Origin of the sequence: Lactococcus sp. dk101 (assembly GCF_009601055.1) — a bacterium.
GTDB lineage: Bacteria > Bacillota > Bacilli > Lactobacillales > Streptococcaceae > Lactococcus.
This window is the reverse complement of sequence record NZ_WITI01000014.1, coordinates 39,301-54,220: the sequence shown is the minus strand read 5'-3', so window position 1 is coordinate 54,220 and position 14,920 is coordinate 39,301. Positions and strand designations below refer to the sequence as shown.

The 14,920-nt window shown below is 37.9% G+C and carries 16 protein-coding genes and 2 tRNA genes; 16 read left to right on the top strand and 2 right to left on the bottom strand.

Going from position 1 to position 14,920, the window contains the following annotated elements; translation table 11 throughout:
• Positions 1-54: 54 nt before the first annotated feature.
• From GHI45_RS09505 to GHI45_RS09450, 12 genes are all read left to right on the top strand, one after another.
• Positions 55-126, top strand: a tRNA-Gly gene (locus tag GHI45_RS09505).
• Between the two features lie 10 nt (positions 127-136).
• Positions 137-222: transfer RNA gene (locus GHI45_RS09500), tRNA-Leu, on the top strand.
• A gap of 122 nt (positions 223-344) precedes the next feature.
• Positions 345-1,241, top strand: coding sequence for a class II fructose-bisphosphate aldolase (locus GHI45_RS09495; protein ID WP_147780448.1), 897 nt, complete (start codon positions 345-347; stop codon positions 1,239-1,241).
• A gap of 303 nt (positions 1,242-1,544) precedes the next feature.
• Positions 1,545-2,465 (top strand): SDR family NAD(P)-dependent oxidoreductase, encoded by a 921-nt coding sequence (locus GHI45_RS09490; RefSeq protein WP_147780449.1) that lies wholly within the window; start codon positions 1,545-1,547, stop codon positions 2,463-2,465.
• A gap of 9 nt (positions 2,466-2,474) precedes the next feature.
• Positions 2,475-2,891 (top strand): MarR family winged helix-turn-helix transcriptional regulator, encoded by a 417-nt coding sequence (locus tag GHI45_RS09485; protein ID WP_147780450.1) that lies wholly within the window; start codon positions 2,475-2,477, stop codon positions 2,889-2,891.
• Positions 2,892-3,022: 131 nt separating this feature from the next.
• Complete coding sequence (locus GHI45_RS09480) at positions 3,023-4,087, top strand: toll/interleukin-1 receptor domain-containing protein (RefSeq protein ID WP_147780451.1); 1,065 nt, start codon at positions 3,023-3,025, stop codon at positions 4,085-4,087.
• Positions 4,077-4,292, top strand: coding sequence for a hypothetical protein (locus GHI45_RS09475; RefSeq protein WP_147780452.1), 216 nt, complete (start codon positions 4,077-4,079; stop codon positions 4,290-4,292). The genes GHI45_RS09480 and GHI45_RS09475 overlap by 11 nt, the downstream gene beginning before the upstream one ends.
• A 12-nt stretch (positions 4,293-4,304) precedes the next feature.
• Complete coding sequence (locus tag GHI45_RS09470; RefSeq protein WP_147780453.1) at positions 4,305-4,772, top strand: hypothetical protein; 468 nt, start codon at positions 4,305-4,307, stop codon at positions 4,770-4,772.
• 401 nt (positions 4,773-5,173) lie between these two features.
• Positions 5,174-6,118, top strand: coding sequence for a ferrochelatase (gene hemH / locus GHI45_RS09465; protein ID WP_147780454.1), 945 nt, complete (start codon positions 5,174-5,176; stop codon positions 6,116-6,118).
• Between the two features lie 190 nt (positions 6,119-6,308).
• Entirely contained in the window at positions 6,309-7,439 is a 1,131-nt protein-coding gene (locus GHI45_RS09460) for a DUF4097 domain-containing protein (protein ID WP_147780455.1), read from the top strand.
• A 42-nt stretch (positions 7,440-7,481) separates the two neighbouring features.
• Positions 7,482-7,682 carry a PspC domain-containing protein gene (locus GHI45_RS09455; protein WP_187230113.1) on the top strand — a complete coding sequence of 67 codons (201 nt, stop codon included), beginning with the start codon at positions 7,482-7,484 and terminating at the stop codon, positions 7,680-7,682.
• A gap of 25 nt (positions 7,683-7,707) precedes the next feature.
• Positions 7,708-8,184 carry a PspC domain-containing protein gene (locus GHI45_RS09450; protein WP_147780457.1) on the top strand — a complete coding sequence of 159 codons (477 nt, stop codon included), beginning with the start codon at positions 7,708-7,710 and terminating at the stop codon, positions 8,182-8,184.
• 161 nt (positions 8,185-8,345) lie between these two features.
• Here the strand turns inward: GHI45_RS09450 and GHI45_RS09445 are convergent, their stop codons facing one another.
• The gene (locus tag GHI45_RS09445) at positions 8,346-9,095 is read right to left on the bottom strand and encodes a biotin--[acetyl-CoA-carboxylase] ligase (protein WP_147780458.1); all 750 of its coding nucleotides are present in this window, start codon (positions 9,093-9,095) and stop codon (positions 8,346-8,348) included.
• A 226-nt stretch (positions 9,096-9,321) separates the two neighbouring features.
• On the opposite strand from GHI45_RS09445, the gene metK reads away from it, so the two are divergent.
• The 4 genes from metK to rny all read left to right on the top strand — a co-directional run bounded on the left by metK (position 9,322) and on the right by rny (position 12,730).
• Complete coding sequence (metK, locus tag GHI45_RS09440) at positions 9,322-10,515, top strand: methionine adenosyltransferase (protein ID WP_147780459.1); 1,194 nt, start codon at positions 9,322-9,324, stop codon at positions 10,513-10,515.
• A 34-nt stretch (positions 10,516-10,549) separates the two neighbouring features.
• Positions 10,550-10,693, top strand: coding sequence for a hypothetical protein (locus GHI45_RS11295; protein WP_187230115.1), 144 nt, complete (start codon positions 10,550-10,552; stop codon positions 10,691-10,693).
• Between the two features lie 34 nt (positions 10,694-10,727).
• On the top strand, positions 10,728-10,871 hold the full coding sequence (locus tag GHI45_RS11290; protein ID WP_187230116.1) for a hypothetical protein: 144 nt from the start codon (positions 10,728-10,730) through the stop codon (positions 10,869-10,871).
• A 236-nt stretch (positions 10,872-11,107) separates the two neighbouring features.
• Entirely contained in the window at positions 11,108-12,730 is a 1,623-nt protein-coding gene (gene rny, locus GHI45_RS09430) for a ribonuclease Y (RefSeq protein WP_147780460.1), read from the top strand.
• A 22-nt stretch (positions 12,731-12,752) separates the two neighbouring features.
• Here rny and GHI45_RS09425 read toward each other — a convergent pair whose 3' ends face one another.
• A complete protein-coding gene (locus tag GHI45_RS09425; RefSeq protein WP_147780461.1) occupies positions 12,753-14,855 on the bottom strand; it encodes a hypothetical protein in 2,103 nt (700 codons plus the stop codon).
• Positions 14,856-14,920: the final 65 nt, after the last annotated feature.

The window sequence follows — 14,920 nt, the reverse complement described above, 5'->3', positions numbered from 1 at the left end:
TCAGAGGGTCGCGTGTTCGAATCATGTAGTCGGCATATAAGTAAGTTATTACTTGCGAACGTAGTTCAGTGGTAGAATACAACCTTGCCATGGTTGGGGTCGCGGGTTCGAATCCCGTCGTTCGCTTCAGTAATTGGCCGGGGTGGCGGAACTGGCAGACGCACAGGACTTAAAATCCTGCGAAGGGAAATCTTCGTACCGGTTCGAAACCGGTCCTCGGCATCAGTAAACAGAAACATTTGTTTCTGTTTTTTTCTTTATAAATTAATTGTTTCTCATACTAGAAAAATACTTCACAAAATGTTATAATAGATAGGTAATAAATATAATCGGAGGATGATGAAATGGGAATCGTTTCAGCAGAAAAATTCGTACAAGCCGCACGTGACAATGGTTACGCTATTGGTGGCTTCAACACAAACAACCTTGAATGGACTCAAGCTATCTTGCGCGCAGCAGAAGATAAGAAAACTCCAGTATTGATCCAAACTTCTATGGGTGCAGCTAAATACATGGGTGGATACAAACTTTGTAAAGTTATGATTGAAGCTCTTGTTGAATCAATGGGAATCACTGTTCCTGTTGCTATTCACCTTGACCACGGTGATTTCGATGCAGCAATGGAATGTATCGAAGTTGGTTACTCTTCATTGATGTTCGATGGTTCACACCTTCCAATCGAAGAAAACCTTGAAAAAGCTGCTATCGTTATCGAAAAAGCTCACGCTGCTGGTATCTCAGTAGAATGTGAAGTTGGTTCAATCGGTGGTGAAGAAGACGGTATCGTTGGTGAAGGCGAACTCGCTCCAATCGAAGATGCTGTAGCTATGGCTAAACTTGGTGTTGACTTCCTTGCAGCTGGTATCGGTAACATCCACGGACCATACCCAGAAAACTGGAAAGGTCTTCACATCGATCACCTTGAAAAATTGAACGCAGCTCTTGTTGAAGCTATGGGCCACAATGTTCCTATCGTATTGCACGGTGGATCAGGTATCCCTGACGATCAAATCAAAGAAGCTATCGCTAATGGTGTAGCTAAAGTTAACGTTAACACTGAATGCCAACTTGCTTTCTGTGCAGCTATGCGCGAACATGTTGCTGTATTTAACGCTAACGAAGCTGAATACATGAAGAAAAAACTCTTCGATCCACGTAAATTCCTCAAAGCTGGTTTTGATGCTATCACTGTCTCTGTTGAAGAACGTATCGATGTTTTCGGTTCAGCAAACAAAGCTTAATTACAATTAAAAATATGATTAAATCAACGTTTGTCAGTGATGGCAAACGTTTTTTGGTGCGATTTTTGAGGTTTTGCCACACTTTTGCCACAAAGTTATTTAGAAAAGTGGAGAGAGTCGTTGTTCTACTTGCTTTTCTGGTGATACTGCATACACCTAAAAACGACCTAACCTTGTTGTTAAGCCGTTTTTGGAGTGATTTTTTCCACAGTTTATATATTTCAATCTGAATTTTTGATTTATATATAGTTAAGTACTAAACTATATATAATTAAACAATAAATTAAAAGGAGAATCAAAAATATGAGTAATAAAGCAATTATTATAACTGGCGGAAATTCAGGTTTAGGTTTCCAATGTGCTAAAAATATTGCACTGGTTGATAAAGAAGCAACAATTATTTTAGCATGCCGAAATATACAAAAAGCAGAAAGTGCCATACAAGAATTAGCCAATGAAACTGGCAATAAAAATATTTCTGTTAGAAGTTTAGATTTAGCTTCACTTGATTCTGTACGTTCTTTTGCTAAAAATATTAAAGCAGAAAATCTTCCCCCACTGTATGCTCTTGTATGTAATGCAGGCTTGAATCCAACAACTTTAACTTATACAAAAGAGGGGTTTGAAACAACTTTTGGAGTAAATCATTTAGGTCATTATTTACTTGCGAATCTTTTACTTGATACCATAGAAGACAATGGAAAAATTATTTTTGTAAGTAGTGACACACACAATCCACCTAAGATTTTTCCATTCCCTGCACCAGTTTTTGAAAATGCAGAACGATTGGCACACCCACAAGAGCAAGATAATGCAATGTTACGCTATCCAACTTCAAAATTATGTAATTTGATGACTGCTTATGCTATGTCAGAAAAAGCAAGAAAAGAAACGGAAAAAGTTGTAAATATCAATGCTTTTAACCCTGGTCTTATGGTAAGTACAAATCTTAACGGTGGTTCAAGTCATGTTCAAAATGCTATCATGATTATTTTTGGAAAAGTTCTTGGAAGATTAGGAAGTGCTGAAGGTTCAGGAAAAGCACTTGCTGAAATGGTTACAAGTCTAAAATATGACAATGTGACTGGTAAATATATTGACCGTGGAGTAGATACTAAATCTTCCACAGCTTCCTATGATAAAATCGCAATTGAGAAATTATGGAAAGAGAGTGCTGAATTAGTTCATTTACAAAAAAACGAAACAATTCTATCTTTTGAGTAAGGAGAACATATGGATATGGAGTTAAAGAAAAATTATTTGCAAACTATTTTTCAATTTAAATCGCTCATTAATGGGAGTTTGAGTGGAAAAAATTGGAAAGTAAGTTTTAATGAATTTCTTGTTATGCAAGGTATAGAACAAGGGAAAAGCATGACGGAAATTCGTGAAGAACTATTTGTTACAAAAGCAGCTATTTCTCAAAATTTAGCAAGTTTGGAAAAGAAAGGGTATATTACACGAGAAACAGACTTAGAAAATCGCAGACAGATTATTGTAAATTTAACACAGGTAGGTCTCGGAGTATTGAGAGAAACAGGTGATACTTTTGATAGTGGATTTTTAAATTTTGTTGAAAAAATGGGTGTAGATGATTTAACTCAGATGTTAGAGAAGATGAATCGAATGATTGAACTATTAGGAGAATAGAATAAATATAGGGAAAGGAGTTGTTCTTGAGTTTCTTTCCCTGATTACTTTTTTTAATGATTCTTTACCAATATTTTTTGTTTAATTCAAAATGGTATAATTAAGTAAAACATTAATGTTAAGGAAGAGATATGAATAATTTAACTAAGGTACAAGAAAAAGTTCTATTCTATTTGTGCGGATGCTATAAGAGAAATTTAGCAATGATTGATGAACAAAATAATGGAGATCCTAGATTTTTACCTGATGTAGAAAATGTTACAGAAGTATTTAAAGCTAGTCATTCTTTTATTGAAATAAAGCAAGCAATGATGGCTTTGGCAGGACGAGATAAAGGATATTTGCGCCCTTTTTTCGCAGATGATACTCTGCACATGGTTGTTATCACTGATAAAGCTATCATTTGGTATGAAGAATTAAATGACATTGAAGAATTTACAACAATAGAGTTGAGTTTGTTTGATAGGCTTTTCAATAAATCTGGTTATGTACTTGATTTTTCTAATGCGAGCTTTGACTCTTTTACTAAAAATAGTATAGGAATTGGAATTCAAGAGTTATACCAACTTTCAAAGGGAAAATCGTTAGGGGAATTTTGGCGAGACCCAAGATTTACTAGAGAAACGAAGCTTAAACTTTTAAAAGAAATGCTTGAGTATTATGAATTTCTTTATGAAGAGGGAGATACAAAGAATAAGCAATTTTTAGCAATCAAACGAAATTTTTTTGAATCTCAGACAGAACAGAGTAACGAATCTCAATTTGAGTATGATGTGTTTATTTCATATACGCATACAGATTCTGCATATGTAGATGATTTAATTGCTATATTGAAAAAAGAAGGAATCAATTTTTGGAGAGATAAAGAGATAATGAGTTGGGGGGATAGTATAAGAAGAAAAATTGATGATGGGTTGGTTAATTCTAGATTTGGAATAGTTATTTTATCAAGTGAATATTTAAATAAGTATTGGACTAACAACGAGTTAGATGGGCTCTTTGCATTAGAATCTGGTGGAGGTAAAAGAATTTTACCGATTTGGCATAATATTTCTATTGATGAGATAAAATCAAAAAGTCCTATTATCGCTAGTAGACTAGCAAAAAATTCAAGTCAGGATAATCTAGAAGAAATTGTTGCGAGTCTAAAACTTATGTTAAAAACTATTAAAGAAAAGGAAAGTAATGAATTCTAAAATTTTATATGATGAAACAAAAGAGCTTGATTTAGAAAAATTGGAAAAATTAAAAAATCCATTTACGAATGTTACCAATACGGGAACACTTGTTGGAGGACTTGGGAAATTTTCAAGTATAGATATAACTTTTACTAATATTGCTCAAACATTTTTTGGATCATCCTACGTTTACCTTGTTCATGTTTTAGAAGGACAAACTTAGGGAGACTTAGAAGTGTTGAATATTCTTCATAATCTAATTATCGGAGTTGAGCTAAGTCTGAAAGCTAACTTAAGCACATATCGCCAACTAATAAGTGATGAGTGGATGTTTGATAAATTTGATATTGAGCATACTCATAAGCTAGGTAAATTGATAGGAAAAATCCGAGAATGTGCAAAGTTAGCTGATGATGAACAACTCCAAAAGGGCGAATTTACTTGGACAAATAATAGGTTAAAAATAATTGAGAAATTTGTTGAATTTACAAATGAACAAGGATTGGATTTTCAAAGTACTAGATATCCAATAAATATTAAAAACAAGGCTGCTCAATATATAGAATCTGATATCAATGTTGATTTAGTGACTCTAGGGGAATGGATAGAAATTCTATACAAGGCTTGTGAAGAATTATTTTATGTTTATGATGTGTTAGATAATGCTAGAGGTGCAGTTGACTATGATTTTTATCGTGGCTAATAGTTGATATTATATTTGCCACATACTGAACCTTGCCACAAATCTGCCACACAAACAAACGGCACATGAAGAATTATAATAATCACCCTCGTTTATTTAAAATCAAAAGAGCTCATAAAAACAAGATTTTCAACCAATAAAGAAGCATTCACCCCAATCCAACTAAATTCAGCAAACAAAGCTTAATTCTTACAAAAGAAATCAAAGTCTGTCAGTACTGACAGGCTTTTTTTGTACTTTAATTTTAGGTGTCTCTCGTAGGAGGTCTTGTTTGTTAATTTACGAACAAAATATGTTTGATAATTCACAAAAATTGTTATAATATTAAATGAATATTTATATTATTGAGTATAAAAATATTATTATGTTTATTTATTTTATTTAGAAGTGGAAGTTGTTTTGTGGAAAAGAGTAAAGGCGTATTATTAGTGGGTTTGGGGACACCTCAATCTTGTGAAGTCGATGATGTTCGAGCTTATTTAAAGGAATTTTTGAGTGATCCGTTGGTTATTCAGAAACCGCGTTGGTTTTGGTTGCCATTGTTAAATGGGATTATTTTAAAAGTTAGACCTGCCAAATCTGCTGAAATGTATAAAAAAGTATGGCGTGAGAATGGTTCTCCATTGATGGAATATACCATTAATCAAACAGAGCAACTCAATGCAATTTGTGAGGATTATCAAGTTGACTTTGCCATGACTTATGGGCAACCGCGGATTGATGATAAAATTGCTGAAATGCGTGCCAATGGCATCACAGATTTAACGGTTCTTCCTTTATATCCTCAGTATTCTTTGACTACAGTTGAGCCTATTGTAAGGCAGGTTGCGGCAGTTGATCCGAATATACCAGTGATTAAGGAATTCTGCCAGCTGCCGTCCTATACGGATTTGCTGGCTGAAACCATCAATGAAAAATGGGCAACGGGTGCTTATGATAAATTAGTTTTAAGTTATCATGGCATTCCTGTTTCTTATGTCACTAAAAAACAGGATATTTATGAGGAGCAATGCAAGCTGACGACTGCAGCAGTGGTTGAAAAATTAGGCTTGAGTGAGTCGCAATATGAACACGATTATCAATCGAAATTTGGACCAGACAAATGGCTTGGCCCGGCGACGATTGACCGTATGGCAAGCTTGCCCAAAGAGGGCTGCAAAAAAGTGTTGATTTGCTCACCTGCTTTTGTGGCAGATTGCTTAGAAACGTTGTATGAGTTGGAAATCGAGAATAAAGATGTCTTTGTGGAAAATGGAGGGGAAGTCTTTGACTTTGTTCATCCATTTAACGAGTCTGCTGCCTTTACTGAGGTCTTGAAAGAAGTTGTTTTAGAAGCAAACAAATGAAAATGAAAAAGTTGTCAGCACTGACAGCTTTTTTTTGCTGTTTTATTTAAATCTTTTTTAAAAATCAGCCCAAAGTCTTATTTCACTGTCCCAAATTCATGAGATAATAAGAGTGTGAGGTTGAAAGAAATCTCAAACAATAAAAACGAATTTAAAAAAAATAATCGACATTTCGATTGGAGGAACAACAATGGCTGATAATAAAGATAGAATTTTGGACCTGATGCGTCGGGGAATTATTTCTGAAGATGAAGCAGTAGAACTTCTTGAAAAAGGAGATTACTCAAATACTGATGAAGCAAGCGAAGCTGCTGCAGATAAAATTCATTTCAATTTTGATTTCCGTGATGGAAAGAAAAAAATGGACGACACTGATGCAGAAGGATATACTGAACACGATGTTGATTTTGCAGATGCAATGAAATATACATTCGGTAGTTTATTTGAAAAAGGCAAAGAAGTCTTCAAAGGCGTTGCCAAATCTGTAGATGATAACATTGATTTTGGAAATGGTTTTCCAAAAGTAAAATCAGTTTCGAAAGAAGTTGAAAAAGATATTGACGGCGAATTCAATACGATTGCTGTTGACATCAAAGGTGGTAAGCTTTCCGTTAAACCTGGTCAAAACACACATCTCAAAGCAAAATATGAAATCTATGGTGCGATTGAAAACAATGATGTTGATGCTTACTTGGCAGACAAAACTAAAGCTGAAGTGATTGACGGTGTCTTGACAGTGTCAAGCACAGGCAGGATTAAAGCAGATATGGAACTTTATCTTCCAGAAAAAACTTATGAAAAGGTTGCATTGAATGTTCTTCATGGAGAAACGAAAGTTGAAAAATTGACTGCAACAGAACTTGAAGTGAGTCAACTCAACGGAGACATCGAAATCAGTCAAGCAACCAGCGACAAACTCGTAGTTTCACTTAAAAATGGTGAAATCAAAGTGGTTGACGGTAAAACAAAAGACATGGCTGTTGACAGCATCAATGGTAATGTCCGCGTGACAAATGACTTTGAAATTGCAAATTTGAATTTGGTCAACGGAAATGTTCTCGTGACTGAAAGCTCAGATGCAGCACGTCAGTTGAATGTGAAAAATGTCAATGGTGACATTAAAGTATCAATTCCAGAAACACTTGGCTTGGTTGGCCACATCAGAACAATCTTTGGTGGTTACAAGACACGTCTCAAACTTGACAATCCATTTGAAGCGGGCCGTAATGGTGCAGCTGTTGTCAGAACTGGCGAAAACAGTTTGACCTTTGAATTGGAAACAAAATCTGGTACAATTTGGTTAAAAGACATTGACAAATAAGAAGTAGAAGTCATGTCTTTCGAAAAGAAAAGGACAGGAACAATGACTTCAAGAAAATTAACAAAATCGAATAATAATGTATGGGTGACGGGGGTCATCGCTGGACTTGGTGAATATTTCGGCTGGGGGGCTGGAAGAATAACTGCCATGCGGGTTGTCTTTATCATCTTGCTAATCGCAGGATATGGAACGCCACTCTTTGCTTATATTGTTGCAAGTTTATTGATTCCCAAGAAAGCTTGAACAAATAAAATAGAAGGGAAAACAAATGAAATCAAGACAATTAACAAAATCAACAGATAATAAAATGGTTAGTGGCGTGATTGCGGGAATCTGTGAATATTTCGGCTGGGGGGCTGATGTTGTAACAATTCTTCGTATCTTGTTCCTTATCATGGCTTTCAGTAGCATGGGCGGATTGATTTTCTTATATATTGTAGCAAGCTGGATTATGCCAAGCGGCTATCAAAAAGGTAATCCTTATCAGAACCAACGCAATCAATATCAAAATCGTTGGGACGCCAAGGCAGATCGCTTTGAAGAAAAAATGAATCGTAAAGCACAAAAATGGGATGAAAAATCTCGTGGTTACGAAGACAAATGGACACAAGGTTCATGGAATTCAACCAGCCAAAACAGTTGGCAAAATCCATGGGAATCACAAAATCAAAAAGGTCGAAAAATTAAAGAAGCAGAACCAATTCATGATGAAAAATCAAATGAAGATGACTGGTCAGACTTTTAATTATCGTTTAAATAAAGCTAAAAAATTTGAAACTTTCCCGCTTTAATTTGATTATTTCATCAAAAATTAAAGTGTTTATCATAAATGAACTCGTGCGGTACCACGTTAAACTGCCCTCCTTTAAATAATAATAATAAATACACACTAAAAAAATGGACTGATTAAGTCCATTTTTTTAATGAAATTTCACCGCTGGAAATAATTTTTTTCTGTCCATTTGAAAGTTGCACGATGAGCTCTCCTTCGGGCGTTAAATCGATGGCCTTTCCTTCATAAGCAAGCTGATTTTCGTCAAAGCTGATCCTTCGTCCCAAGATGAAAGAGTGAGACTTGTAAATGCTGAAATAATCGGCATTCATCAAGCTGTAAAACTCATTCCAAATCTCTGCTATCAGTTCATTGCGCGTGATGGTGGGTTCGTTTTCTGTAAAAAGAGAGGTTGCTTTATCGGCAAGTTCATCTGGAAATTCTTGAATTGAGAAATTAAGACCAATACCGATAATTACTTCCATGTTGTCAGCATTGACAGTAGCTTCCGCCAGGATACCAGCCATTTTTTTCCCATCAAGATAAATATCATTGACCCATTTGATTTGTGGCTTTTTATCGGTTCGTTTTTCGATAGCACTGATAATGGCTGCACCAGCTAAAATGGTGAAATTAGGCATTTTGTCAGCACTGACAGGCCATTTGAGCAAGAGACTCATGTAAATGCCGCTGCCTTGACGAGCAAAGTAAGCACGTCCAAAACGGCCATAAGCTTGCGTTTGATTTTCCGCTAAATAAAGGCAGTTGTCCTGTCCATCAGCTTTGGCATCTTTTTGTGTTGATGCTGAATTTTCTAAATTTTTTACGTCATAAAGATAAGAATTTTGACCTAAAATTTTATTTCTATCTAAGATATCGCTCATAAAGCAATTATATCAATCTGTCAGAAGAAGTTCAAAAAATAAAAACAGGAAAAGTACAAAAATTGAAAGAGCGGGGGCTTAAAAAAGTTCAAAAATATGGTAAAATAGAGATGTTACAAGTCCCGAAAGGCTCGATGGAAAACATTGAGGTGGCAGTTTGCCGAAAAATCCTTGTAACCGAATAATTGGCGCTGGTCGTCAAAATGAAAAGTAGGGGGACATTAAATTGTCAGAAAAAAAATTATTTACTTCAGAATCAGTTTCCGAAGGACACCCAGACAAAGTCGCTGACCAAATTTCAGATGCGATTTTAGATGCGATTGTGGCGCAAGATCCAACCGCGCATGTGGCTTGTGAAACAGTTGTTTACACAGGAACAGTCAACGTTTTTGGGGAAATCTCAACAACAGCTTATGTTGATATTGCTGGTGTTGTTCGTGATACCATCAAAAAAATTGGCTACACGGACAGTGAAAACGGCTTTGACTATAAGTCTGTTGGCGTTCATGTTTCGTTGGTTGAACAAAGTTCAGACATTGCCCAAGGGGTTAACGATGCACTTGAGGAACGCGGAAATTCTGAAAAAGATCCACTCGATGCGATTGGGGCAGGAGATCAGGGTTTGATGTTTGGCTATGCTACAACAGAAACAGCTGAATACATGCCACTTGCGATTTCACTTTCACACAAACTTGTCAAAAAATTGGCAGACTTGCGTAAATCAGGCGAAATTTCATATTTGCGTCCAGATGCTAAATCACAAGTAACGGTTGAATACGATGAGAATAATGTAGCAAAACGCATTGATACCGTCGTTATTTCAACACAACACGCACCAGAAGCAACACTTGAACAAATCGAAAAAGATGTGAAAGAAAAAGTCATCAAAGCGGTTATTCCAGCAGAACTTTTGGACGATGAAACCAAATATTTCATCAATCCAACAGGCCGTTTTGTTATCGGAGGCCCTCAAGGCGATTCTGGATTGACAGGCCGTAAAATTATCGTAGATACTTACGGTGGTTATGCACCTCACGGTGGAGGAGCTTTCTCTGGAAAGGACGCAACAAAAGTTGACCGTTCTGCCTCATATGCGGCACGTTATGTTGCTAAAAATATTGTAGCAGCAGGACTGGCTCAAAAAGCACAAATCCAGCTTTCTTATGCGATTGGGGTTGCAAAACCAACATCAATCAATATTGATACTTTTGGAACAAGCCAATACTCAGATGATGATTTGCTGGCTGCCATTCGTAAAGTCTTTGACCTTCGTCCTGCAGGAATCATCAAAATGCTCGATCTTCTTCGTCCGATTTATGCACAAACAGCAGCATACGGACACTTCGGCCGTACAGATGTTGATTTGCCGTGGGAACATACAGATAAAGTAGATGAGTTGAAAGCTTTGCTTGTAAAATAAGGCCTCGCCGAACCCTGTTCGGTCTTCGCTGACTTTGTCAGCTTCGCTCTCCACTCTCGCTAATGTTGCTGAAATTTCCAGCAACAAAGTCGAGTGGGCCTTCGGCCGTACAGATGTTGATTTGCCGTGGGAACACACGGATAAAGTAGATGAATTGAAAGCTTTGCTTGTAAAATAAGGCCTCGCCGAACCCTGTTCGGTCTTCGCTGACTTTGTCAGCTTCGCTCTCCACTCTCGCTAATGTTGCTGAAATTTCTAGCAACAAAGTCGAGTGGGTCTTCGGCCGTACAGATGTTGATTTGCCGTGGGAACACACAGATAAGGTAGATGAGTTGAAAGCTTTGCTTGTAAAATAAGAAATAAATAAAAAATCGAAGTTTTCTTCGATTTTTTTATTCTGTCAGAGCTGACAAGGGATTTGTCAAGTTTGATTTTGTGTCAGATTGAACTGTAAGCGGTCCAAGTTAAGTTTGATAATTCAACATAATAATGATACAATGGATAAGTATATTGCTGAGCAATTTACATTAATTTTATAATCAGACTGGACTGTCTATTGTGATGCAATAGATTGAACATTTAAAGGAGACGTATGGACGTTAGTATCGTTACTATTGTTCTTGTCGTCTTATTGATTGTAGTGGTTGTCGCCTTTATTTTTTATGCTCAAAAAATCAAAAATGGAAAGCAAGATGCTGAAAGTTTGATTACTGATGCAGAAAATAAGGCAAACGAGATAACGGCAAACGCGAAACGCGATGCTGAGAATTTGAAACGTGAAGCTGAACTTTACAAAAGAGATGCAGAAAATTTTAAAAAGGAAGCCCGCTATGCTCTTAAAGAAGAAGAGCAAAAGCAGCGTCGTGATATCGAAAATGAATTTAAGCAGGAACGTAAGGAGTTAAAAGAATCTGAACAACGCCTAACCCAACGTGAAGAGGTGCTCGGCCGCAAGGACGATACATTATCTAATAAAGAACGTAACTTAGATTCAAAAGAAGAAAGTCTCGCTAAAAAATCAGATACACTCAATAAGCGTGAACAAGAATTAGTGCTGATTGAAGAAAAGAAACAGCAAGAACTGGAACGTATTTCAAACTTGTCGATGGACGAAGCCAAAAATATCATCATTACAGAAACTCGTGAGGGTTTGACGAAAGAAATGGCTCAGATGATTCGACAAAGCGAGGAAAAAGCAACAGCCGAAGCAGACAAGAAGGCAAAACGAATTATTTCACTTGCCATTCAACGTGTGTCAAGCGATTCTGTTGCTGAACAGACCGTTTCTGTTGTTACTTTACCTGATGACAGCATGAAGGGACGTATTATTGGTCGTGAAGGCCGTAATATTCGTACCTTCGAAGCACTGACAGGGATTGATGTCATCATTGATGACACTCCTGAAGCAGTTGTCTTGTCTGGCTTTGATCCAATTCGTCGTGAAATTGCACGAATGACTTTGGAACAATTAGTTCAAGATGGTCGTATTCATCCCGCACGTATTGAAGAATTGGTCGAAAAGAACCGTAAGGCGATTGACCACAAAATTCGTGAATATGGTGAACAAGCAGCATTTGAAGTGGGCGCACACAACTTGCACCCAGACTTGATGAAGATTATGGGACGTTTGCATTTCCGTACTTCATACGGACAAAATGTCTTGGATCACTCGGTTGAAGTGGCAAACATTGCTGGTAATTTGGCAGCTGAGATGGGTGAAAATATCCAACTTGCCAAACGTGCAGGATTCTTGCATGATATCGGAAAAGCACTTGACCATGAAGTTGAAGGAAGTCACGTTGAAATCGGAACAGAATTGGCACGTAAGTACAAAGAAAATCCGATTGTCATTAACACCATTGCTTCTCACCACAATGATACAGAACCAAATTCAATCATTGCGGTCTTGGTTGCTGCGGCCGATGCATTATCTGCTGCAAGACCTGGAGCACGTCGTGAATCAATTGAAAACTACATCAAACGTTTGAAAGATTTGGAAAACATTTCGACAAGCTTTGACGGTGTTGACAATGCCTTTGCTTTACAAGCAGGACGCGAAGTTCGTGTCATGGTTAAACCAGAAAAATTGTCTGACGACAAGATGACAATTTTGGCACGAGATATTAAAAACCGCATCGAAAACGAAATGGACTATCCTGGAAACATCAAGGTTACAGTCATTCGTGAAACGCGTGCAGTTGACTATGCCAAATAAAAAGAAGCCTCGGCTTCTTTTTTTATTTTCTCCTTTTGAAAAAAAGGAGGAGACTGGCCACCAAACTGGCTTGACCAATTCTTGCAAGCACACTTCCAAATCGACTGCCTGTCGCAGGGAGATTGTCTTGCCCTTCAGGATTGTCTGTTAAAAGGTAATCTGGAGTCCTGTTTTCATTGTCATTTTCTGGCGAATCTGGAGGCGTGAGATTTGGTTGATTGGGCTGGTTTGGAGGTGATTGATTATCTGGATGATTTGGATTTTCAGGTGCGGGATTGGAAGTTTCAGCCAGTCGATAAGTGGCAATGGAATGAACAGCGCCCAAGCCTGCCTTGACTTCCTGGTCTGCGGTCAGTAGTTCCTGAAATTCTGCCTCACTAATGGTTACGAAATTATCAAGACTGCTGTTTTGAACAAATCCATTTGAGTTGGTTCCTGTCAGTGCTGACAGCATTGAAATTGGCGTACTTGGCTGATTGAAAACGGCAGGATCAAGAATTTCGATTTTGCGTGTCCAACTGTCAAAAACTAAGCCGTCAAGAAGAGGTGCAGTTGCTAAACTTTGACTTGCTTGTTCAATGGTGCGAAAATCATCAGCTGGCATTTGTCGCTCAAAATCCTTCTGGGCATTTATTTGTAGGTCAGCTGGAATGTCGTCTGCTAAATGCAGGTCATAACTGACAGCAAAAGGAATAGGTTGCCATTGTGCCACAAAATAATAACTGTCATTCTCGGGGGCAAACTGACTCTCGTCCCACAAAAATTGTGCTTGAGCCTCTAAGTCCAAATTTTGTTCAATATAATTTGAGATATGCGCAAGCACGTCATCGGGAATTCCGTATCTCAGAATTTGATTATTTTGAGGATGTCCAGCAGGGTGACCGAGTTCAAGCGAATGCACGTTTCCATCTTGCCCAATCAGTTTTAAGGCATCATTGGTCATTGCCATTTTTGCCCATCCAGCAAATCGGTAGCCATCAACTTGCAGACTTGATTTTGTCTGAATATTGACGGGGCTGTCAGCACTGATAAATCTTGCTTTGCTAATCTCATGGTTGGGGATAAAGTTAGGACGTGAAAAACTCAAAGCTGCCCAGTTTTCCACAGGCAAATCTTCATTTTCGAGGCGAATTTTAGTGCCAGCTAGAGGCAATCTGACAAAATCAGGGCGCTCAAGAATGGTTTCTTGAATGTCTTCTTGTTCCAGTGGTGTCATCAGTTCAGCAGCAGGAAAAAATCCGTCTGCGCGTGATTCTTCGATGAAGTCATTGAAGACAAGCTCCCAGTACTGTTCGTCAGCGCTGACAAAACCATTTTCGGTCATTGCCGTTTGCATTTGCTGAGTAATTCCAGAATTTAGGAAAATTTCATGCACGTCAGCGTTGAATGGTGTCTCTGCCGGAGTGTCTGATTCGTCCTTGTCATTTCCATTGTCATCATTATTAGCATTATCATCATCTGGTTGGCGGAAATTTGTTCTATGAGGCGCAAGATAGGCTTTTGAAATGTTATCGCCTTGATTTTGTGTGCCTTGTCCAAAACGATAAATACCGGGTGTAGTCAAGTGAAATTGAACCTTGCTGAAGTTATTGTTGTTGTCATTGCCAGTCGTAAAAAAGAGGGTCAAATCATAACTTTGGACATCGTCTGGTAGCTCTGACAAGATGATATTCCAGCTTCGCACGCCGTCATGTTCTAACACTTGTAGCCAAATGTTTGGTGCAAGTGCTGTCGTTGCTCCAGCAGCATTGGTAGCATGAAAAACACCACCTCCGTGCAAGTCATGGCTGTCAAGCTGATTGAAACCAGAGCCGACTTGCTCCGCGTTGGTTTTTTCATGGTCAATGTAAAAAATTGGAAGGTCACCGGCAGAATCTAGCCAACCTAGGATAGCCGTTCGCTCGCTTTGTGTGTTTGCAAAAACGCGTGGTAAGACAAGATTATAACGCACCAAATCATTTTTGTAGGACTTTTTGATTAGACGAGGAGCGGGGGATACAGCAGCTCCAAAAATGGTCAGCAATGACAGGATTTGGAGACCGTAGCGTATTTTCTTGTCAGGAAGCCAGCCTTCGCTGGACTTGATTTCTTTTTCAAGCCTTTCAAATTCTTGTGGGCTCATCATTTTTCCTTTCTATTGGGCATTTGAGGAATGAAAAACAGGCAGGTGTGCCTGTTTGTTGGTTTGTA

Coding starts and splice junctions, on each gene's coding strand:
- GHI45_RS09495 (WP_147780448.1), top strand. CDS start 345: ATGGGAATCGTTTCAGCAGAAAAATTCGTACAAGCCGCACGTGACAAT.
- GHI45_RS09460 (WP_147780455.1), top strand. CDS start 6,309: ATGGCTGATAATAAAGATAGAATTTTGGACCTGATGCGTCGGGGAATT.
- GHI45_RS09445 (WP_147780458.1), bottom strand. CDS start 9,095: ATGAGCGATATCTTAGATAGAAATAAAATTTTAGGTCAAAATTCTTAT.
- GHI45_RS09480 (WP_147780451.1), top strand. CDS start 3,023: ATGAATAATTTAACTAAGGTACAAGAAAAAGTTCTATTCTATTTGTGC.
- GHI45_RS09425 (WP_147780461.1), bottom strand. CDS start 14,855: ATGATGAGCCCACAAGAATTTGAAAGGCTTGAAAAAGAAATCAAGTCC.
- GHI45_RS09485 (WP_147780450.1), top strand. CDS start 2,475: ATGGATATGGAGTTAAAGAAAAATTATTTGCAAACTATTTTTCAATTT.
- GHI45_RS09455 (WP_187230113.1), top strand. CDS start 7,482: ATGACTTCAAGAAAATTAACAAAATCGAATAATAATGTATGGGTGACG.
- GHI45_RS09450 (WP_147780457.1), top strand. CDS start 7,708: ATGAAATCAAGACAATTAACAAAATCAACAGATAATAAAATGGTTAGT.
- rny (WP_147780460.1), top strand. CDS start 11,108: ATGGACGTTAGTATCGTTACTATTGTTCTTGTCGTCTTATTGATTGTA.
- GHI45_RS09475 (WP_147780452.1), top strand. CDS start 4,077: ATGAATTCTAAAATTTTATATGATGAAACAAAAGAGCTTGATTTAGAA.
- GHI45_RS09490 (WP_147780449.1), top strand. CDS start 1,545: ATGAGTAATAAAGCAATTATTATAACTGGCGGAAATTCAGGTTTAGGT.